Genomic DNA, 18,358 nt, shown 5'->3' on the forward strand with positions numbered 1-18,358 from the left:
TTATTTTTTCCAGAATTTTAATTTCTTTTTAAGTCTTTGCTTTCTTCCAAATTTCTCCTGAAAATCGCAAGTTTGTTGCCACATTCTTTCAAAAATCTCAGCTTCTGTTTTTTCAGTATATACTTTAGAATACTCATTACTCATTACAGCAATCATTTCTTTTTCAGGCGTCAAACGTCGTAAATTATGCATTCTTTGTTCAAAATTCATGCTTTCATGAAATTGCATTCGATTCAAATCAACTAAAAAGAATTCATATTTATCATCTGAAACCTTTTTTATCAAAGTATTTCCTGGAGAGTGATCTAAAAACTCAATCCCTTTTTCATGCAGATCAAAAGAAAATCTGGTAAACTGCCTTAAAATATTGTCACCATCTGGGTAATCTGGAATCAGTATCAGTTCTCTATAAGTCAATTCTGTTACTAAATGTTCACTCACATAATAACTGTCTCTTAAACCTAATGCATTAAAGTTCTCAACAAATGCAATTGGTTCAGGAGTTCCTATACCTTTACTCAACAAAATTGTAGCATACTCATAAGAACGTTCTGCTTTTGATTTTCGAAAATATTTATAAACAACTTTGTTTATTAAATTAGGAATCTTAAATGACTTGATATTAACCGTTTTACCATCAAGCTCAAACAACTTAATAATATTACGTTGTCCATTACCAAAAACAACTCCCGACATACTAAAATTTCTAGTAATGCTGAGAATAGATGAGATAGCGTCGATAAAAATAGGGTTTACTCTAAAATTCATTTATGATTTTTTATAGTCAACAAAATATACATAACTAATCTAATTATATGCAGTACCTTGTCGCAACTTGTTTTTTTGTTTCTTTTAATTTCTTCAAACACATAATTTAGTTTAAAAAATACGTGTTTGCCAATTGAAAAACGGGCTTTTTGCTTTTATATTACTTTTATAAAACCTGTTTTTACATACATTAGATATCGAGAAAACAAAAAGGTTTAACGTAAAAATTAAAAAAAAATATAAAATCGAGCAAAAGCACCTATTAACCAACACTTTAGCATTAAAAAAAATAGCGTGCTATTATACAATTTTATAAATTTCAAACAGTTTTGCTTAATAAAGTTAAGCAATAATTTTTTAATATCGATCTAAAATAGGTTTCCAAAAGTCGATTACTTTAGGTTTGTTTATTGCATGACAACCAAACGGGAGTTCATTGTTTGTCAATTTCATCGCTAAATTAGGTTTCCTGTCCATTGCAAAATAAACACCTTCTTTGTAATCTGGAATTTTAAAATTTGGATCAAATTCTACCGCTTTCAAAGACCAAAAAACATCTTCGGTCGCATATAATTTCTTCTTTTTTTCATTTAAAAAACCAGAAATAAATTGCTCCTGTTCTTTTGAAATTTTATAGTGCGAGGCCACTTTGCGTAATGAAAATCCGCCATTGCCAACTTTAAAGAAAATTTGCTCGCGTTCGTTTTTCTTTTTAGAGCGAAATAATCTAGCCACTGTGTTAAAAACATTCATCGGGAAAGAATCTGTTGAAGTTGCAATCCATGGTGCACCAATGTAATCATAGCCTTTTTCACACCATTTGGCCAAATCATCTTTAAACACAAAAGCGTCTAGCTGATAAATCAAAATATATTCAGAATCTAAAAAGCTTTCATAAAAAATTGGAGTCAACAACAATTCATTATAACCGTCAATCGTTGTAAAATAGTGCTTAGAAAAACTTTTGAAAGTCAAATTATTATGTTTTTCTGAAAGGTAAGAGTGATTTAGCCCTTCTGGATGTACAATTACAATTTCATAATCTTTTAAGACTTTACAACATTGTAAAAATGATTTTTCTTCAAGTTCACCAAAATATTCCTTGTAAACAGGAATAACTACTTTTACTAGTTTTTTAGACATATTTTGTTCAGGATTGAAATTAAATTAGACTTCAAAAAATCGTTTAATTAACTGTTTCTTTGAAAATTCTTACTTTGGGACAAAAATAATCTTATAAATTACAAAAACTGGATTATTGGCAATTAAATTTCCATTTTTTACCAACTAGAAAGATTATTTTTGCATCATAATACTATTCTTTTTTATCATGAACGAAGAAATAATCAAAGCTTACGAAGTCATCAAAGAAGGCGGGATCATTCTGTATCCAACAGATACCGTTTGGGGAATTGGTTGCGACGCTACTAATGCGGAGGCAGTTGCAAAAATCTACAAATTAAAACAGCGCGCTGAAACACAAAGCATGATTGTTTTGGTGAATGGAGAAAAAATGATCTATAATGTTTTTAAAAACATCCCTGAAGTTGCATGGCAAATTTGGGATTTATCAGACAAACCAACCACTTTGATTTTGGATGATGCGCGAAATGTTGCCCCAAATATTATTGCTGCCGATAAATCATTAGGCGTTCGTTTGGTAAAAGAGCCTTTCTGTTTTAAATTAATGGAAAGAATGAAAAAACCATTAGTTTCTACCTCTGCAAATATTTCTGGACAACCTACCCCAATTGCTTTTAAAGATATTAGTCCGGAAATCATTAATGGCGTTGATTATGTTGTAAAACTAAATCAAGATAAAATAAACGGAAAATCATCTACAATCATAAAATTGACAAACGATTCGCAGGTTAAAGTAATCCGTAAATAATTGTGAAATTGACAATTGACAATTATCAATTGTCAATTAAAAAAGCTCAGACCGTTTTCAAACTCTCAATAAGCCAATCGATATCTTCGTTGGTATTATAGTGGCTAAATGAAATTCGGAGATTTGGTAATTTTAAATCGGTCTCCGAAAGCATTTCTTTTAAAACATGCGATGGCTTGATGCTTCCTGACTGGCAGGCGCTTCCTCTTGAAACCGCAATCCCTTTCATATCGAGGCTAAACAAAAGCATTGAAGTTTTATCTGAGGAAAAAGGCAGAATTATATTGATGATATTATAGAAATCATCTTTTGTTCCATTTATTCTGAAATCTGGAAAGTGAACTTCTAATTGTTCTATTAAATATGATTTCAGACCTGAAATATAAGCTCTTTCCTGATCCAGATTTTCATACGAAAGTGACAAAGCTTTTGCCATTCCTGCAATTTGATGTACGGCTTCTGTGCCAGCGCGCAGACCCTTTTCCTGTTCGCCTCCAAAAATCAAAGGCTGCAAACCAGAATTTCTTCGAACAAACGCAAATCCAGTTCCCTTTGGCCCATGAAATTTATGTGCACTCGCGACGATAAAATCAACTGGGATTTTTTGAAGATCAATCTCCGTTTTCCCCACAGACTGAACGGTATCAGAATGAAACAACGCATTATATTGCTTACAGATAACTCCAACGCGCTCCAGATCTAAAATTGTTCCCGTTTCATTATTTACATGCATCAAACTCACAATTGTCTTTTTATCTTCTGAAAGCAAATTCGACAGATGCGTCAAATCAATGCTTCCGTCTGGATTAACATTGACGTAATCAATTTGAATCCCGTAATCAGATTCTAACGCTAAAACAGTATATAAAACGGCGTGATGCTCAATTTTTGAAGTAATGATTCGCTCCACCTTTAAATCTTCAACAGCAGAACGCAAAATCCAGTTATCAGCCTCAGTACCGCCCGAAGTAAAAATAATCTCCTGAGCAGAACAATTTAAATCCTTGGCAATGCTTTTTCTTGAAAGTTCCAAAATGGTTTTTCCATTTCGTCCAAAACTATGTGTAGAAGACGGATTACCAAAATCTTCTGTCATCACTTTCGTCATTTCCTGAATCACTTCAGGTCGCATAGCACTTGTAGAGGCGTTGTCTAGATATACTTTTTTCATTGCTGCAAAGTTAAGAAATATCAATTGTCCAATCTTCAATATCATTTGCCAAATTTTTCACTATTTTTGACCCAAATAAAATTATGATGAAAAAATATGCAAGCCTTCTATTATTTGCGCTACTATTAAATGGCTGTGATGATGGAGATTTAACGGTAGAAAATATTGATTTTAAAGATGTCACGGCAACAAGTTGTGATGCAACTAATACATTAATTTATAAGCTTAAACCTCAGGAGGCTTTAATATTGCAAATGCCTGAAAACCAACTTGCAACTCAACCTGACACTTTAACTTACACGCTTGATAATAGCCAATATCGTTTTTTCTACAGAACATATGACGGAACAATATCAAAATCAAATATTTGTGATGCAATACCACCAGCTACACCAAATATTAATCAAGAATGGTATGCAATTGGCGGTAAAATAGAAATTGTTACTACTGCAGTTTACAAAACTCCCGCTCCAACAGATGGGCATACAGAAATTGAGGGCTACAATCACAATATTACTTTCAATGGAATTACGTTTTCTAAACCAGGACCAACTCAAGTTGAAGACAATTTTGTTTTTGGAGATTTTAAAACTACTGTAACTCCTGTTGTTGTTGCTTTTACGGATGAAGTTGCTAAATATTGTGATGTACAACTTAAAGTTTACAACAACAATTTATCAAACTCATTGGTAATCGAAAATCTTGATAAAAATTTAATCGTAAATGCAGATACTCCAGTTGGTATACCTAGAAAAAGTTTGATTAATTTAAACTCTGGAGGAACTCCTGCAGTCATTTCCAATAATGTTTACTACAGAACTTACAATACCAATTTACCTGAAATAACAAAAGACTATTATTGTACAGCTGTTACGCCTACAAGTCCAACTGTAAAAGATACTTGGGTTGGTGTTGCCGGTGTTGAAAATGTAAGTGGAATTATTGAGGTAACTACTACCCATTCACAAAAAGTATACAAACATAAAGTTGTATTAAGAAATGCTACTTTGAAAAAAGGCAACAACACGTTCAAACTTGCAACTGAGTTTGTTTTAGGAATAGTAACTACTGTTGAGCCTTAATTTCAATTTAAAAAAACACAAGCAAAAAAGCTTTTAAATTCTTACAAAAAAACATCCGTTTTTCAGTCTGATTTTGTAACAGAATCAAATCGAAAAACGGATGTTTTTTTATGCTTTGAAAACAGCAATTTTAACGCCTAAAAAATATACTTATTTATTGTTTTGCCTAAAATAAACTTCGGTTGCTCCAAGCCCGTATTTTTGATAATTGGCATCCTGAAAATCTAATCCGTCATAACGACCCAATAAAAAATCAAGTTCAGCTTTTAGAATTCCTTCACCAACGCCGTGAATAAAAACAATTTTTGGGATCCTGTTTTTAATTGCAAATTCAATATGTCTTTTTGCAGTTTCTGTCTGCAAAGTCAAAATATCATAATTCGACATACCGCGTTTATTTGGAACTAACTTTTCGATATGTAAATCAAATTCTGGAACCGCAATATCGCGTTTATCTTTCTTTTCTTTTACAAAACTGCGCGGTTTTGGCTCTGTTTTTTCTTTTTTGACTTCATCTAAATTGACTCTTTTAATAGAATCCATTAAATTACTGGTTTCTTGAATTTTAACTAATTCATTGACAAAAAATGTCATCATAAAACCATCCTCAGTTTCAATCAAAACTTCATTGTTTTTAACCGAAACCACAGTTCCGTTAATGGCTTCGTCCAAAACCGAAACCTTATCTCCCTTACTCAACATCTTGCTCGTCTTTATCTTGATTTTTACTTGGCGTTTTTGCACTCAGCTGCATCATTCCAAACATGAAAACTACAATTGCAATAATCATGATATAGATATTTTTTTCTTCAGAAACTTGCTCATAAAGCGCTACTCCAATGGCAAGAATCATTATTAAAATTTTAAAGGCTTTCATTTTTTCTAGTATATAAGATTTCAAAAATATAAAACTTTAAAATAGCACTCTGCTTATTCTAAAATCATATCCAATATTTTTTTGTAAAATTGCAAAAAACACCTCTTGTGAATTTAGAAAACTACATGGTTCCTTGCCTCTTCAAAATGCTCTTCGGATTTGACTGTTTGGGATGCGGTTTTCAGCGTGCTTTATTCTTACTTTTTCAAGGCGACTTTTTAGGTGCTTTCAAAATGTATCCAGCACTTTATTCTACCCTTTTGTTTTTTGTATTTCTGATTTTTTACTTTTTCGACAAATCAAAAAAACACAAAAAAACAATTTGGAACTTTGCTTTTATAAACCTCATTTTGGTAATCGGCGGTTATTATCTCAAGCATTTTTACTTTTGATTTTTGTAAGAATTATTTTTTGATCTGATTCAAAATATCATTCATCATTTCAATTTGAACTTTTTGAATTTCGATTAATTCTTGTTGTTGATGCATAATCAAATGATCGATTTTGTCATGAATCATTCGGATTTCCAATTCAGATTTCAAGTTGATCATGAAATCTTTTTTAGCACGATTTCTGTCTTTTTCTTCTTGGCGATTTTGACTCATCATAATGACCGGCGCTTGCAAAGCCGCAATACAGGATAAAATCAAATTAAGAAGAATAAATGGATATGGATCAAAACCTTTATTCATCAAAATATAAACATTGGCACCAATCCAAATCGCGATAAAAAGAACAAATGAAATGATAAAAGTCCAGCTTCCTCCAAAATCAGCAACTTGATCGGCTACTTTCTGCCCTAGATTCCGAGTTTCTTCTTCATCTTCAACAATGCTTACTATTGATTTATCTTCTTTTAGCGAAGAAATTACGCTTTTTTCAAGATCCGAAAGCATTCCTATTTCTCTGGACAAATAATTCGAAATATACTTTTGGCGGTATTCATTCAGTTCGTGAACCGATATGCAATCTTCATCACAAAACGAAGGATGATCTTTGATTATAAGGCTTAAAATAGGGTCATGAATCACTTTTCCGCAGATTTTCTCACTTTCTGAAAATTCAGTACCCGAGATTGCACTTTTAAAAGTTGAATTATTTTTCATTTTATAAATTTTATAAAGCTAATTTAAGCAATTAACTTCTTAGGAGTTACATCTTATTACATGATTCAGCAATCTTTTTAATATCACAAATACAAGCCGCAACGCAAAATTTCTTTAGTTAATTCATGCCCTTATTTACAAAAAACGCCTTACTTTTAACGTTTCAAAATTATCCACTCAATTTTTACAATTGTGACTAAAGAAAGTATCATACAAAACATAAAGGCTTTAAAGAGCCATTCTAACATAAACTACGGTATTAAAACTAAAACAGAAGACTTTACCGAAAAGCTTTTTTACACTCTTTTTGATTCGAATGCAGCCTTAGACGAGAGCATCAACGATCTTGAAATTCGCTTTAAGGAAATTGCGGTTTTGGCTTGCAAAAAACCAGAGAATTTATGTGAATCCATTTGGGACAAATTCCTTGAAAAACTTCCTGCTGTTTTAGAAAAACTAAATCAGGATGCTGAATATATTCTTGAAAATGATCCAGCATCAAACAGTATTGACGAAGTTTATTTAGGCTATCCAGGCTTTTATGCCATTGCCATTTACAGATTAAGCCACGAATTATATTTGCTTGACTTGTTGCTTTTTTCAAGATTGATGAGCGAATATGCACATCGAATTACTGGAACTGATATTCACGCGGGAGCAAAAATCGCCTCTCCGTTTTTTATTGACCACGCAACTGGAATTGTTATCGGTGAAACAACAGTAATCGAAAAACATGTAAAAATTTATCAAGGGGTTACGCTGGGCGCATTAAGCGTGAGCAAAGACATGAAAAATGCAAAACGCCATCCTACGGTTGAAAAAAATGTATGCATTTATGCCAATGCAACAATCCTTGGCGGTGAAACTGTGATTGGAAAAAACAGTATTGTGGGTGGGAATGCTTGGATCACCAAATCAATTCCTGAAGATTCGATTGTTTTAAATACCACTACAACTGAAGTAAAAATAAAAGAAAAAAAATAAAATGAGTCCACAAAAATTGCTAAACCTAATTGGAAATACTCCATTGATGGAAACTGTCAATTTGGTTAAAAATAAGAATGTAAAACTTTTGCTGAAACTGGAAGGAAACAATCCTGGAGGAAGCGTAAAAGACAGAGCGGCATACAACATGATCGCTTCGGCTCTAGAAAGAGGCGAAATCAAAAAAGGCGACAAATTAATTGAAGCCACAAGCGGTAATACCGGAATTGCTCTTGCCATGATTGCGCAATTATTTGGCATTGAAATCGAATTGGTTTTACCAGAAGATTCAACAAAAGAAAGAACGCAAACCATGCGCGCATATGGCGCGACTGTAATTTTGACGCCTGCTGAAGAAGGAATTATTGGCTCAAGAGATTATGCCGACAAAAAAGTAGCTCAAGGCGGTTATTTGATGCTGAACCAATTTGCAAATGACGACAACTGGAAAGCACATTATAAAACAACCGGGCCAGAAATCTGGAACGATACTGAAGGAACTGTAACTCATTTTGTCTCGGCAATGGGAACTACAGGAACTATTATTGGGACTTCGACTTATTTAAAAGAAAAAAATCCTGCGATTCAAATTGTTGGTGCACAGCCAAGCGATGGATCACAAATTCCTGGAATCCGAAAATGGCCCCAAGAATATTTGCCAAAAATATTTGATGCCTCAAAAGTAGACACTGTAATTGATGTCAGCGAAGAAGAAGCCAGAGCAATGACCAAAAGACTAGCACTAGAAGAAGGTGTTTTTGCCGGAATGAGCAGTGGCGGATCTGTTGCTGTTGCTTTAAAAATTGCAGAAAAATTAGAATCCGGCGTTGTCGTAGCGGTTATCTGCGACCGCGGTGATCGTTATTTGTCGTCGGATTTATTTGATTAAGAAAAGTGACAAAGTGACAAAGTTTCAGAGGAACAAAGTTTATAAACATCCTTCAAAACTTTGTCACTTTGTTACTTTGAACCTTTGTAACTAAAAAAGAAATGAACTACAGAAAATTAGGAAAAACCAATTTTAATATCTCAGAAATCTCACTTGGAACTTGGCAAGTTGGAGGGAAATGGGGATCAGGATTTGATGATAAAACCGCTGATGCATTAATAAACACAGCAATTGACAACGGCGTTAATTTTATTGATACTGCTGATGTTTACGAAAACGGCTTAAGCGAAACTGCTGTTGGACGTGTGGTGCGCTCTCGTTCTGAACGCATTTATGTGGCTACAAAATGTGGACGCCAAATCAATCCGCATGTAAATGAGGGATATCAACCAAAAGTGCTACAAAAATTTGTTGAAGACAGCTTGAAAAGAACAGGATTAGAAACTTTAGACCTGATTCAGTTGCACTGTCCTCCTACTGAAGTTTATTATCGCCCTGAGATCTTTGAATTGTTTGACCGCTTAAAAGAGCAAGGAAAAATTCTAAATCTTGGCGTAAGTGTAGAAAAGGTTGAAGAAGCATTAAAAGCAATTGAATATTCGAATGTGACTACAGTTCAGATTATTTTTAATTTGTTCCGTCAGCGTCCTTCTCAATTATTTTTTGCTGAAGCAAAGAAAAAAGATATCGGAATTATTGCCAGAGTTCCTCTAGCAAGCGGACTTTTAACAGGGAAATTTGATTCAAAAACCACTTTTGAACCTCAAGATCATCGTAATTTCAATCGTAACGGAGATGCTTTTGACAAAGGAGAAACGTTCTCAGGAATCGATTATGAATTGGGACTAAAAGCGGTCGAAGAATTAAAAGCTTTATTTCCAGAAAACCCAAACTTAGCTCCTATCGCTTTGCAATGGATTTTGAATTTTGATGAAATTAGCTGTATAATTCCCGGCGCTTCAAAAGCAGATCATGTTTTATCGAATTTATCAGTTTATGATCTTCCAAAAATAAGTCCAGAAAAGATTGCCGCAATGAATGCGATTTACGAAAAATATATCAAAACATCAGTTCATCATTTATGGTAGCCTAAGGTGCTAAGGCTCTAAGATGCTGAGGCGCTAAGGTGCGAATTTTAAACTTAGTACCTTAGTCGCTTAGCGCCTTAGAACCTTTCTTACGCAACCTTTTTTGATTTTGTCCATCTAATATAAAACTAACTGACAATCACTTACCATGAAAAAATTAAGTTTTATAATAGCTATATTTTGCTTGACATTTGTTGCTTGCAATAATGACGATGCCGATTCAAATACTTCTAAAGAAGAAGACATTCAAAGCTTAGAAAAAATGTATCAAGAAATCGTGGTGCTTTCGCAAGTGAACACTACGCCTTGTACTGATTCTAACGAATGGGCATTTACAGCAATTGGTTCAAAAGCTTGTGGTGGACCAAAACAATATATTCTTTATTCTAAAAAAATAAATACAACCGTTTTTTTAGCCAAAGTAAAATCATATACAGAGGCGGAAGCATCATTTAATGTAAAATGGGGGATTTTCTCGACCTGTGACGTTCCTGTTGCTCCAGACGGAATTGGTTGTGTAGATGGAAAACCGACTTTTCTTCGCAATACAGCTTTTTGAAACAAATAATTTTAGGAAAACTAAAGCTCAAATTCAATCTTAAATTCAGCACCTTTATTTTTTCCTTCACTGCTTGCAGTCAATGTACCTTTATGTCGCTCAATTATCTTTTTGCATAAATAAAGACCAATTCCAGTTGACAATTCGTTTGCGGTTCCTAAACGACTCATTTTGGTGAATTTTTTAAACAATTCCTCAATTTGATTTTTATCAAAACCAACGCCTTTATCTGCGACTGATATGGTCAATTTAGAATCTTCATTATAAATGCGGACTTTAACTTCACTGTCAAAAAAAGAAAACTTGATGGCATTGCTGATCAAATTGACCAAAACCTGAACAAGCAAACCTTCGTCTATTATAAGTTCAGCTTCAGAAGTTTCTAAACTTAGATTCATGCTAATATTTTTATCTAAAAGTCTTTGCTCGACTTGCTCATTAATAAACGGTACAATATTCGAAAAAACAAGTGTTTTGGCATCAGGATTTAGATTTGCAACTTGATCTTGCTCTTTCAAGAGTTTAATAAAGTTGTCAATATATCGAAATTGCAAATTGGTCGATTCACAAATTAATTCGGCCAAATGCTTTACAGATTCTGAAGGGTTTTCGCTTAAAATCAAACGCGCCAGTCCTTGTGGATTTCCGGCAAAATTTTTCAAATCGTGCGAAAGCATATAAATCAAATCTTGTTTTTCATTGATAAAACTCTCCGATTCATAAATTGATTCTTGAATATTACGCATCAGCAAACCAGCCTCATCAGTATATTCTGTAGGCAAAACCGAAAGTTTTCGATTATTTCGATAATCATCTAGAGATTTTGAAGCAATCGAGATTGGCTTGATCAATTGTTTTAAAACATACAAGGTCACAAGAGTTGCCACCAAAGTCATAATTAAGGCAAAAATCAAAATAGAAATTGCTGAAATATCGTGTGATGAGAACAACACAAAAAACAAAATACCAATTAAAGGGATATGTATTCCTATGAAGGCAACAAACAAAAACTTCAAGACATAGCTCTTTTTTAGAAAGCTTATTTGTGACAAATTATGATATAACTTCATAAAAAATAACAATACTATAGGTTAAAAATGTGGCATTTGGGGGGAAATACCAAAAAACAAAGGTAACTTTTAAACTTAATTTATGTGTTAAATTACACAATTTGATAAAATATTTTGAAAATTAAATTTATAAAAGTTTACAAACCCTTATTTTTGCGCTATGGGAAGAAAAAATACAGACAAAGTTGTCTTTCATCAAATTGAAGTATTAGACGCAGGAGCAAAAGGAGTATCAGTTGCAAAAGCTCCAGACGGAAAAGTAATCTTTATTCCGAATGTTGTGCCTGGTGATGTTGTTGATGTGCAGACATTCAAAAAAAGAAAAGCATACTACGAAGGAAAAGCCGTAAAATTTCATGAATTATCAAAACACCGTATTGATCCAATCTGCGATCATTTTGGTGTTTGTGGCGGATGCAAGTGGCAAAATATGAAATACAGCCAGCAGTTGTATTACAAACAAAATGAGGTTAAAAATCATTTACAACGAATTGGGAAAGTTGAACTTCCTGAATTCGAAGATATTTTAGGTTCAGAAAAACAGTTTTTCTACAGAAACAAAATGGAATTTTCATTTTCAAACAGCCGTTGGTTAACTGAAAAAGAAATTGGAAGCACTGAAGATCTAGGAAATCGAAATGCGTTAGGATTTCATATTCCAAAAATGTGGGATAAGATTTTAGATATCCAAAAATGTCATTTGCAAGAAGATCCTTCAAATGCCATCAGAAATGAAATTAGAGCATTTGCAAATGAGCATAATTTAGCCTTTTTTAATCCGAGAGAACATTCTGGATTATTAAGAACTTTGATGATTCGTACTGCTTCAACAGGTGAAATCATGGTTTTGATTCAGTTTTTTGAAGATGACAAAGCAAATCGCGAATTGGTTTTAGATCATTTATATGAAAAATTCCCGCAGATTACTTCGTTGCAATATGTTGTAAATGCAAAACAAAACGATACCATTTACGATCAAGACATTAAGCTTTACAAAGGAAGAGATTATATTTTGGAAGAAATGGAAGGCTTGAAATTTAGCATCAACGCCAAATCTTTCTACCAAACAAACTCAGACCAAGCTTATGAATTATATAAAATCACACGTGATTTTGCTGGATTGACAGGAAACGAAACGGTGTATGATTTATATACTGGAACAGGTACTATCGCTCAGTTTGTTTCGAAAAAAGCTAAAAAAGTAATTGGTGTAGAAAGTGTTCCTGAGGCAATTTTAGATGCTAAAGCAAATGCCGAACGCAATAACATTACAAATTGTGAGTTTTTTGTTGGAGACATGAAAGTTGTTTTCAACGAAGCTTTTATTGCGCAACACGGCAAACCTGATGTAATTATTACAGATCCACCGAGAGACGGAATGCATGCATTAGTAATTGATCAAATCTTGAAAATTGCTCCAAAAAAAGTAGTTTATGTAAGTTGCAACTCGGCTACACAAGCACGTGATTTGGCTTTAATGGACGAAAAATATAAAGTTACCAGAGTACGTCCGGTAGATATGTTTCCACAAACGCATCATGTCGAAAATGTTGTACTTTTAGAACTTCGCTAATCAATTATAAATGAAAAAAATAGTTTCAGTTTTACTGCTTTTTACTTTCGGCTTATCAAGTTGTGAAAAAGATGATATTTGCGATCCAAATACACCTACTACTCCTCGATTAGTTATTGAATTTTATGATGCCAATAATCAACTTAAACCCGTTACGAATTTAAAAGTAATTGGGGAAGGAATGCCTGAGGGAATTATTTTTAATGAAAATGCAACTGGCGAAGCAAAATATCTGACAAATGGAAGCAAAATCTCGATTCCGTTAAAAACAGATGCAGATTCTACAACCTATACTTTCATTTTAGATTCTGGCAATGAAAATCCTGCCGCTGTAAATACAGATCAAGTGAGATTTAATTACTCGCGTCAAAACCTTTATGTCTCTAGAGCTTGCGGATTCAAAACAATTTTCAAACTTGATCCACTTTCTGATGGACCGCCGTTATCACGTCCATTTGTAAAAGAGGATACCGATTCAAAAGGCTTTTGGATGACTCAAATTTATGTAAATGATTATAACATAGAATTAGAAAATGAAGTACACATTAAAATATTTTTCTAGTTTTTGCTTATTGTTTTCAATGTTTTTGAGTTATGCTCAAGAAACACCGACAACTACAGTAACTAAAGAAATTATTCCCGAAAAAACCAAAACTGAAGCTGTTGCAAAACCTGCATTACAGGAAGTGAAAAAAAACGACAGCATCAAAACTGATCGTTACGGACTTCGTGTTGGAGTTGATTTGTACAAATTGACTCGTGGCTTTTATGACAAAGATTATAAAGGAGTAGAATTTGTTGGTGATTGGCGTTTAACAAAAAAATACTATTTGGCCGCAGAACTTGGTTTTGAAGACAAAACAACTGATGACGACCGATTAAATTCAACCGCAACTGGAACGTACATAAAAGGTGGTTTTGATTACAATTTGTATCAAAACTGGCTTGATATGGAAAACTTAATTACAATAGGTTTACGAGGCGGATTTAGTACTTTTAGTCAAGAATTAAATAGCTATAAAATCTATAACCCGAATCCGTATTGGGGTGAAATGCCTCCAATTACAGAACATCAAAAATACAGCGGACTTACAGCAGGCTGGATTGAAGTTCCATTGGGAGTAAAAGCAAAAGTATTCAACAATATATTTGTAGGCTTTAGTGTTCAGCTGAAAATGTTGATTGTTAATTCAAAACCAGAAGGTTTTGATAATTTATACATCCCTGGATTTAATCGAACTTATGACGGAAGTTTTGGAATTGGATTCAACTATACGGTTTCTTACTTTATACCTATTTACAAGAAAAAAACTGTTATTCCGGCTCCAACCAAAAAAGAGGCTCCTAAAAAATAACATTTTAGTACAAATAAAAAACCACGAATTCAAAATATTGAATTCGTGGTTTTTTATTTTATATTAAATCGTATTAAGACAACTGAAAATCAACCGCCGCTTTTGAATGAATCAAAGCCGTATCAAAAATAGGAACCGAAACATCTTCAGGTTTTATTACTAAAGGAATTTCAGTGCAACCTAAAATAATTCCTTCGGCGCCTTTTGAAATCAATTCATTCGAAATTTCTAAATAACGCTTTTTAGTTTCTTCGGTTACTAATCCTCGGCCTAATTCTTCAAAAATAGTATAATGAATAAAATCTTTATCTTCCTGTTTTTCCGGAATTATTGTTTCTATTCCTTTTGCTGTCAATTTTTCTTTGAAGAAATCAAGTTCCATTGTAAACTTTGTTCCTAGCAACGCAACTTTCTTAATTTCCTTCTTTTTAATTTCGAGAGCCGTCGCCGTCGCAATATGAATAACTGGAAGATCAATAGCCTCTTGAAGTTTATCGGCAATTAAATGCATGGTATTGGCACATAAAATAATTGCTTCTGCCCCACCCGATTTTAAAAATTCGCATCCTTTAAAAAGCATTTTAAAAGTAGAATCCCAATCGTTGTTATCATTATTCTTTTTAATATCAGCATAATTAAAAGAATAAACTAAACATTCTGAGAAGTTAAGCCCTCCCAGCTTTTCATTTATTCCTTCATTAATAAGTTTATAGTAATCCCCAGTTGAAACCCAGCTGATTCCTCCAATAAGACCAATTTTCCTCATAGTGCTGTTTAAAAAGTTATCCGATTTCTTTAATTCCTTTTATAAATATCCATTTCATAAAAAGCTTCTCTCCATCTTTTGTTCTTACCGCCTGGAATTTAGGCCCAATAATAGTAGCAACAATAAAAGAAGTCATTGGAATCCAGAATCCAGTTAGTCCTGTGTACATTGCAATTACATATCTTCCAGCGATAAATAAAATTGCAAATGTTCCTAATTGATATAAAAAAGCTCTTACTTGTAGTTTTGTCATTTTTTTTGAGGTTCAGCGTTACAAAGGGAGAAAGTAACATAGTTTTAACTCTGTACTTTTATCACTTTGTCTCTTTGTTACTTATTCGTTTACTTGAAATTTCGTTCTTTTGCTTCCTTCGTACATTTCATATTTAACCAAACGCGCTTCAAGGCTTCCGTTGAAAAGTTTGATTTTTCTTGAAGGTTTTAATCCTACGAATTTTAAGGCTTCTAGATTTGCTGTAATAAACCAAGCGTTTGTTCCTGGATAATTTTTCTTCAAAGTATCTCCAATACTAGCGTAGAATCTTTCCATATGAATATCCAAACGTTCATCATAAGGCGGATTAAACACGATATGCAACTTTCCTTCTACTTCTTTTTCAGTATCAAAAAAGTTGTCTTCGTGAATGGTTACATAATCATCAAGATTTGCATTTCTAATATTATCTTTTGCTTTGCTGACTGCACTAGGCGCTTTGTCAAAACCTTTAATTGTATAATGAAACTCTCTAGTTTTTTTCATCAAACTATCAACAATCTTGTCAAACAAATCATTATCCCAGTCTTTCCATTTTTCAAAAGCAAATTCTCTTCTGTTTATGTTTGCTGGAATATTGCAGGCAATCATTGCAGCTTCTGCCAAGAAAGTTCCAGAACCACACATTGGATCCAGAAAATGACTTTGTCCGTCCCAACCTGATAACAAAAGAATTCCAGCTGCCAAAACCTCATTAATAGGCGCAATATTCGTAGCTGTTCTATAACCACGTTGGTGAAGCGAAGCTCCAGAAGTATCTAAAGAAACTGAAACTTGGTCTTTGTCAATATGAATGTTGATTCGCAAATCTGGATGTTGCTTGTCAATACTAGGTCTTTGGCCCGTTCTTTCCCTAAATTGATCCACAATTGCATCTTTACACTTTTGAGAAACAAATTCTGAGTGATTGAAATATGTTGAATGCACCGTAGTATCAATCACAAAAGTCTGATTGGCGTTTAGATATTTAGCCCAATTCATTCCTGAGATTCCTTTGTACAACGCTTGATCGTTATTTGCTCTGAAAGAATAAATTGGTTTTAAAACTTTAAGCGCAGTTCTAAGCGATAAATTGGCTTTGTACATAAAACCTTTATCTCCTTTAAAACTTACCATTCGCACGCCTTTCTCAACATCTTGAGCACCAAGCGCACGCAATTCATTCTCTAATATTTCTTCAAAACCAAAAAAACATTTGGCTATCATTTTAAAATTTTCTTCCATTTTTTTTCAATTAAAAAAAGCCAATCGCTATAATATTTTATTATACAGATATAAATACCTATCGTAGCGAAATAGTAATTTTTCGGCAAAAATACACTAAATTTGCCGGACTTTGAATTAATTGAAATAGAATAAATGTCTGAAGCACCTAACTCATCAACACCTAATCCAGATCGTAATACCGAAAACTGGTTTACATCATGGTTTGATACTCCATATTATCATATCCTTTATAAAGATAGAAACTATAGAGAAGCTCAGATTTTCATGGACAACTTAACGCATTACCTAAATTTGCCAGAAAAGGCTAAAGTATTGGATTTGGCATGCGGAAAAGGAAGACATTCTATTTATTTAAATCAATTAGGTTTTAATGTTTTAGGCGCCGATTTATCAGAAAATAGTATTGCCGAAGCCAATAAAAATAGCAACGAAACGCTTCATTTCAAAGTTCATGATATGCGTGAGCCGTTTGAAGAAAAATTTGATGCTATTTTTAATCTTTTTACAAGTTTTGGTTATTTCGAAAACGACGATGACAACCTGACAACCTTAAAAGCCATCAAAGAAAGTTTATCTGAATACGGTTTTGCGGTAATCGATTTTATGAATGTAAATCAGGTTATCGAAACTCTTGTTCCTGAAGAAGTCAAAACAGTTGACGGAATTGATTTTCATATTAAAAGATATGTTGAAGACGGTCATATTTTCAAAGAAATTGATTTTGAAGACCAAGGCAGAAAATATCATTTTACAGAAAAAGTAAAAGCACTAACTTTGAAAGACTTTCAGGATTTAATGGACGAAGCTGGAATTTTCCTTTTGGATATTTTTGGAGATTACAAACTCAAAAAATTCCACAAAACCGAAAGCGAAAGATTAATCATGATTTTTAAATAGGTTTAGTCGTTGAACCGTTAATTTGTTTAATCGCTAAACAAACTGACAAAAACCGATTAAACAATTAAACAAAAACCGATTAAACAAAAAGATGAATTATCTACTACCCTTATTTTCTGTACTTTTAGGATATGGCGTGGCTTTGTTTATTAAACCAAAAAACAAAACCAATTTGAAATTGCTACTGGCTTTCAGTGGTTCTTTTTTATTGTCATTGACCGTAATGCATCTTCTTCCAGAAGTTTACGAATCTCACAATCATAATATTGGCATCTTTATAATGGTCGGGATTTTATTCCAGATCGTGCTAGAGTTTTTCTCAAAAGGCGCTGAACATGGACACGTTCACGGACATGCAAAAATGTCTCAAATTCCGTGGCTATTATTCATTAGTTTGTGCATTCATGCCTTTTTAGAAGGTTTTCCGGTAAGCCATCATCATGGTTTGGCCATCGGAATTGCGATTCATCATTTGCCAATTGCGGTAATTTTGACCACCTTTTTCGTCAATGCCGATTTAAATAAAAAAGCCATTTTTGCCTTCATGCTGACTTTTGCAATCATGACGCCACTTGGAACAATTGCTTCTGAATTTTTACCAATTTTAAACGAATATTACACCGAAATCACAGCCATCGTAATTGGAATTTTATTTCATATTTCATCAACAATTATTTTTGAAAGCAGTGAAGGTCATAAATTCAATGTTGCCAAAGTTTCGATGATCGTTCTCGGAATTCTATTGGCATTCTTTTTATAATGTGTCAATTAGATAATGAGT

22 protein-coding genes are annotated in these 18,358 nt (G+C 33.3%); 12 read left to right on the forward strand and 10 right to left on the reverse strand.

The genetic code is table 11. From position 1 onward, the window contains the following. Nucleotides 1-768: a lipopolysaccharide kinase InaA family protein gene (locus AAYQ19_RS02780; protein WP_343533610.1), complete on the reverse strand. Its 768-nt coding sequence runs from the start codon at nucleotides 766-768 to the stop codon at nucleotides 1-3. A 357-nt stretch (nucleotides 769-1,125) separates the two neighbouring features. Beyond that, complete coding sequence (locus AAYQ19_RS02785; RefSeq protein ID WP_343533612.1) at nucleotides 1,126-1,911, reverse strand: DUF5672 family protein; 786 nt, start codon at nucleotides 1,909-1,911, stop codon at nucleotides 1,126-1,128. A gap of 187 nt (nucleotides 1,912-2,098) precedes the next feature. Between AAYQ19_RS02785 and AAYQ19_RS02790 the strand changes: the two genes are divergently transcribed. Further along, nucleotides 2,099-2,659 (forward strand): L-threonylcarbamoyladenylate synthase, encoded by a 561-nt coding sequence (locus AAYQ19_RS02790; RefSeq protein WP_343533614.1) that lies wholly within the window; start codon nucleotides 2,099-2,101, stop codon nucleotides 2,657-2,659. A 46-nt stretch (nucleotides 2,660-2,705) separates the two neighbouring features. On the opposite strand, the gene AAYQ19_RS02795 is transcribed toward AAYQ19_RS02790, so the two are convergent. Then, the gene (locus tag AAYQ19_RS02795; protein WP_343533616.1) at nucleotides 2,706-3,830 is read right to left on the reverse strand and encodes a cysteine desulfurase family protein; all 1,125 of its coding nucleotides are present in this window, start codon (nucleotides 3,828-3,830) and stop codon (nucleotides 2,706-2,708) included. Between the two features lie 83 nt (nucleotides 3,831-3,913). On the opposite strand from AAYQ19_RS02795, the gene AAYQ19_RS02800 reads away from it, so the two are divergent. Next, nucleotides 3,914-4,912: a hypothetical protein gene (locus AAYQ19_RS02800; protein ID WP_343533618.1), complete on the forward strand. Its 999-nt coding sequence runs from the start codon at nucleotides 3,914-3,916 to the stop codon at nucleotides 4,910-4,912. A gap of 150 nt (nucleotides 4,913-5,062) precedes the next feature. On the opposite strand, the gene AAYQ19_RS02805 is transcribed toward AAYQ19_RS02800, so the two are convergent. Both AAYQ19_RS02805 and AAYQ19_RS02810 read right to left on the reverse strand, forming a co-directional pair. Further along, entirely contained in the window at nucleotides 5,063-5,614 is a 552-nt protein-coding gene (locus tag AAYQ19_RS02805; protein WP_343533620.1) for a DUF8465 domain-containing protein, read from the reverse strand. After that, nucleotides 5,604-5,789 carry a hypothetical protein gene (locus AAYQ19_RS02810; RefSeq protein WP_343533622.1) on the reverse strand — a complete coding sequence of 62 codons (186 nt, stop codon included), beginning with the start codon at nucleotides 5,787-5,789 and terminating at the stop codon, nucleotides 5,604-5,606. Before AAYQ19_RS02810 ends, AAYQ19_RS02805 begins: the two co-directional genes overlap by 11 nt. A gap of 146 nt (nucleotides 5,790-5,935) precedes the next feature. On the opposite strand from AAYQ19_RS02810, the gene AAYQ19_RS02815 reads away from it, so the two are divergent. Then, nucleotides 5,936-6,181, forward strand: a complete 246-nt coding sequence (locus AAYQ19_RS02815) for a DUF2752 domain-containing protein (protein WP_343534392.1) — start codon at nucleotides 5,936-5,938, stop codon at nucleotides 6,179-6,181. A gap of 12 nt (nucleotides 6,182-6,193) precedes the next feature. Here the strand turns inward: AAYQ19_RS02815 and AAYQ19_RS02820 are convergent, their stop codons facing one another. Next, a complete protein-coding gene (locus AAYQ19_RS02820) occupies nucleotides 6,194-6,895 on the reverse strand; it encodes a DUF1003 domain-containing protein (RefSeq protein ID WP_343533624.1) in 702 nt (233 codons plus the stop codon). Between the two features lie 192 nt (nucleotides 6,896-7,087). Here AAYQ19_RS02820 and AAYQ19_RS02825 point away from each other — a divergent pair, with 192 nt between their 5' ends. The 4 genes from AAYQ19_RS02825 to AAYQ19_RS02840 all read left to right on the forward strand — a co-directional run bounded on the left by AAYQ19_RS02825 (nucleotide 7,088) and on the right by AAYQ19_RS02840 (nucleotide 10,415). Beyond that, on the forward strand, nucleotides 7,088-7,879 hold the full coding sequence (locus AAYQ19_RS02825; protein ID WP_343533626.1) for a serine O-acetyltransferase: 792 nt from the start codon (nucleotides 7,088-7,090) through the stop codon (nucleotides 7,877-7,879). Nucleotide 7,880: 1 nt separating this feature from the next. Continuing rightward, nucleotides 7,881-8,768 (forward strand): cysteine synthase CysM, encoded by an 888-nt coding sequence (cysM, locus tag AAYQ19_RS02830; RefSeq protein WP_343533628.1) that lies wholly within the window; start codon nucleotides 7,881-7,883, stop codon nucleotides 8,766-8,768. Nucleotides 8,769-8,869: 101 nt separating this feature from the next. Next, nucleotides 8,870-9,856: an aldo/keto reductase gene (locus AAYQ19_RS02835; protein WP_343533630.1), complete on the forward strand. Its 987-nt coding sequence runs from the start codon at nucleotides 8,870-8,872 to the stop codon at nucleotides 9,854-9,856. Between the two features lie 148 nt (nucleotides 9,857-10,004). Continuing rightward, a complete protein-coding gene (locus tag AAYQ19_RS02840; RefSeq protein ID WP_343533632.1) occupies nucleotides 10,005-10,415 on the forward strand; it encodes a hypothetical protein in 411 nt (136 codons plus the stop codon). A gap of 20 nt (nucleotides 10,416-10,435) precedes the next feature. On the opposite strand, the gene AAYQ19_RS02845 is transcribed toward AAYQ19_RS02840, so the two are convergent. Then, nucleotides 10,436-11,431: a sensor histidine kinase gene (locus tag AAYQ19_RS02845; RefSeq protein WP_343533634.1), complete on the reverse strand. Its 996-nt coding sequence runs from the start codon at nucleotides 11,429-11,431 to the stop codon at nucleotides 10,436-10,438. A 214-nt stretch (nucleotides 11,432-11,645) separates the two neighbouring features. On the opposite strand from AAYQ19_RS02845, the gene rlmD reads away from it, so the two are divergent. Genes rlmD through AAYQ19_RS02860 form a run of 3 tightly spaced genes read left to right on the forward strand, consistent with a single transcriptional unit; the run spans nucleotide 11,646 to nucleotide 14,413 of the window. Further along, a complete protein-coding gene (gene rlmD / locus AAYQ19_RS02850) occupies nucleotides 11,646-13,058 on the forward strand; it encodes a 23S rRNA (uracil(1939)-C(5))-methyltransferase RlmD (RefSeq protein WP_343533636.1) in 1,413 nt (470 codons plus the stop codon). A 10-nt stretch (nucleotides 13,059-13,068) separates the two neighbouring features. After that, entirely contained in the window at nucleotides 13,069-13,620 is a 552-nt protein-coding gene (locus tag AAYQ19_RS02855) for a DUF6452 family protein (RefSeq protein WP_343533638.1), read from the forward strand. Continuing rightward, complete coding sequence (locus AAYQ19_RS02860) at nucleotides 13,592-14,413, forward strand: DUF6048 family protein (protein ID WP_343533640.1); 822 nt, start codon at nucleotides 13,592-13,594, stop codon at nucleotides 14,411-14,413. The genes AAYQ19_RS02855 and AAYQ19_RS02860 overlap by 29 nt, the downstream gene beginning before the upstream one ends. A gap of 73 nt (nucleotides 14,414-14,486) precedes the next feature. Here the strand turns inward: AAYQ19_RS02860 and AAYQ19_RS02865 are convergent, their stop codons facing one another. From AAYQ19_RS02865 to AAYQ19_RS02875, 3 genes are all read right to left on the reverse strand, one after another. Beyond that, nucleotides 14,487-15,179 (reverse strand): aspartate/glutamate racemase family protein, encoded by a 693-nt coding sequence (locus AAYQ19_RS02865; protein ID WP_343533642.1) that lies wholly within the window; start codon nucleotides 15,177-15,179, stop codon nucleotides 14,487-14,489. Between the two features lie 16 nt (nucleotides 15,180-15,195). Beyond that, complete coding sequence (locus AAYQ19_RS02870; RefSeq protein WP_343533644.1) at nucleotides 15,196-15,432, reverse strand: hypothetical protein; 237 nt, start codon at nucleotides 15,430-15,432, stop codon at nucleotides 15,196-15,198. Nucleotides 15,433-15,513: 81 nt separating this feature from the next. Beyond that, entirely contained in the window at nucleotides 15,514-16,677 is a 1,164-nt protein-coding gene (locus tag AAYQ19_RS02875; RefSeq protein ID WP_343533646.1) for a THUMP domain-containing class I SAM-dependent RNA methyltransferase, read from the reverse strand. A gap of 135 nt (nucleotides 16,678-16,812) precedes the next feature. On the opposite strand from AAYQ19_RS02875, the gene AAYQ19_RS02880 reads away from it, so the two are divergent. Beyond that, nucleotides 16,813-17,577: a class I SAM-dependent methyltransferase gene (locus AAYQ19_RS02880; protein ID WP_343533648.1), complete on the forward strand. Its 765-nt coding sequence runs from the start codon at nucleotides 16,813-16,815 to the stop codon at nucleotides 17,575-17,577. Between the two features lie 91 nt (nucleotides 17,578-17,668). Next, entirely contained in the window at nucleotides 17,669-18,337 is a 669-nt protein-coding gene (locus tag AAYQ19_RS02885) for a ZIP family metal transporter (protein ID WP_343533650.1), read from the forward strand. Nucleotides 18,338-18,358: the final 21 nt, after the last annotated feature.

This window comes from Flavobacterium mesophilum (assembly GCF_039581405.1).
Taxonomy (GTDB): Bacteria; Bacteroidota; Bacteroidia; order Flavobacteriales; family Flavobacteriaceae; genus Flavobacterium.

Excerpts from the sequence above, each read along its gene's own strand:
- AAYQ19_RS02815 (WP_343534392.1), top strand. The coding sequence starts at position 5,936 with ATGCTCTTCGGATTTGACTGTTTGGGATGCGGTTTTCAGCGTGCTTTA.
- AAYQ19_RS02790 (WP_343533614.1), top strand. The coding sequence starts at position 2,099 with ATGAACGAAGAAATAATCAAAGCTTACGAAGTCATCAAAGAAGGCGGG.
- cysM (WP_343533628.1), top strand. The coding sequence starts at position 7,881 with ATGAGTCCACAAAAATTGCTAAACCTAATTGGAAATACTCCATTGATG.
- AAYQ19_RS02835 (WP_343533630.1), top strand. The coding sequence starts at position 8,870 with ATGAACTACAGAAAATTAGGAAAAACCAATTTTAATATCTCAGAAATC.
- AAYQ19_RS02870 (WP_343533644.1), bottom strand. The coding sequence starts at position 15,432 with ATGACAAAACTACAAGTAAGAGCTTTTTTATATCAATTAGGAACATTT.
- AAYQ19_RS02810 (WP_343533622.1), bottom strand. The coding sequence starts at position 5,789 with ATGAAAGCCTTTAAAATTTTAATAATGATTCTTGCCATTGGAGTAGCG.
- AAYQ19_RS02880 (WP_343533648.1), top strand. The coding sequence starts at position 16,813 with ATGTCTGAAGCACCTAACTCATCAACACCTAATCCAGATCGTAATACC.
- AAYQ19_RS02840 (WP_343533632.1), top strand. The coding sequence starts at position 10,005 with ATGAAAAAATTAAGTTTTATAATAGCTATATTTTGCTTGACATTTGTT.
- AAYQ19_RS02820 (WP_343533624.1), bottom strand. The coding sequence starts at position 6,895 with ATGAAAAATAATTCAACTTTTAAAAGTGCAATCTCGGGTACTGAATTT.
- AAYQ19_RS02865 (WP_343533642.1), bottom strand. The coding sequence starts at position 15,179 with ATGAGGAAAATTGGTCTTATTGGAGGAATCAGCTGGGTTTCAACTGGG.
- AAYQ19_RS02805 (WP_343533620.1), bottom strand. The coding sequence starts at position 5,614 with ATGTTGAGTAAGGGAGATAAGGTTTCGGTTTTGGACGAAGCCATTAAC.
- AAYQ19_RS02800 (WP_343533618.1), top strand. The coding sequence starts at position 3,914 with ATGATGAAAAAATATGCAAGCCTTCTATTATTTGCGCTACTATTAAAT.
- AAYQ19_RS02875 (WP_343533646.1), bottom strand. The coding sequence starts at position 16,677 with ATGGAAGAAAATTTTAAAATGATAGCCAAATGTTTTTTTGGTTTTGAA.
- AAYQ19_RS02855 (WP_343533638.1), top strand. The coding sequence starts at position 13,069 with ATGAAAAAAATAGTTTCAGTTTTACTGCTTTTTACTTTCGGCTTATCA.
- AAYQ19_RS02795 (WP_343533616.1), bottom strand. The coding sequence starts at position 3,830 with ATGAAAAAAGTATATCTAGACAACGCCTCTACAAGTGCTATGCGACCT.
- AAYQ19_RS02785 (WP_343533612.1), bottom strand. The coding sequence starts at position 1,911 with ATGTCTAAAAAACTAGTAAAAGTAGTTATTCCTGTTTACAAGGAATAT.
- AAYQ19_RS02860 (WP_343533640.1), top strand. The coding sequence starts at position 13,592 with ATGAAGTACACATTAAAATATTTTTCTAGTTTTTGCTTATTGTTTTCA.
- rlmD (WP_343533636.1), top strand. The coding sequence starts at position 11,646 with ATGGGAAGAAAAAATACAGACAAAGTTGTCTTTCATCAAATTGAAGTA.
- AAYQ19_RS02780 (WP_343533610.1), bottom strand. The coding sequence starts at position 768 with ATGAATTTTAGAGTAAACCCTATTTTTATCGACGCTATCTCATCTATT.
- AAYQ19_RS02885 (WP_343533650.1), top strand. The coding sequence starts at position 17,669 with ATGAATTATCTACTACCCTTATTTTCTGTACTTTTAGGATATGGCGTG.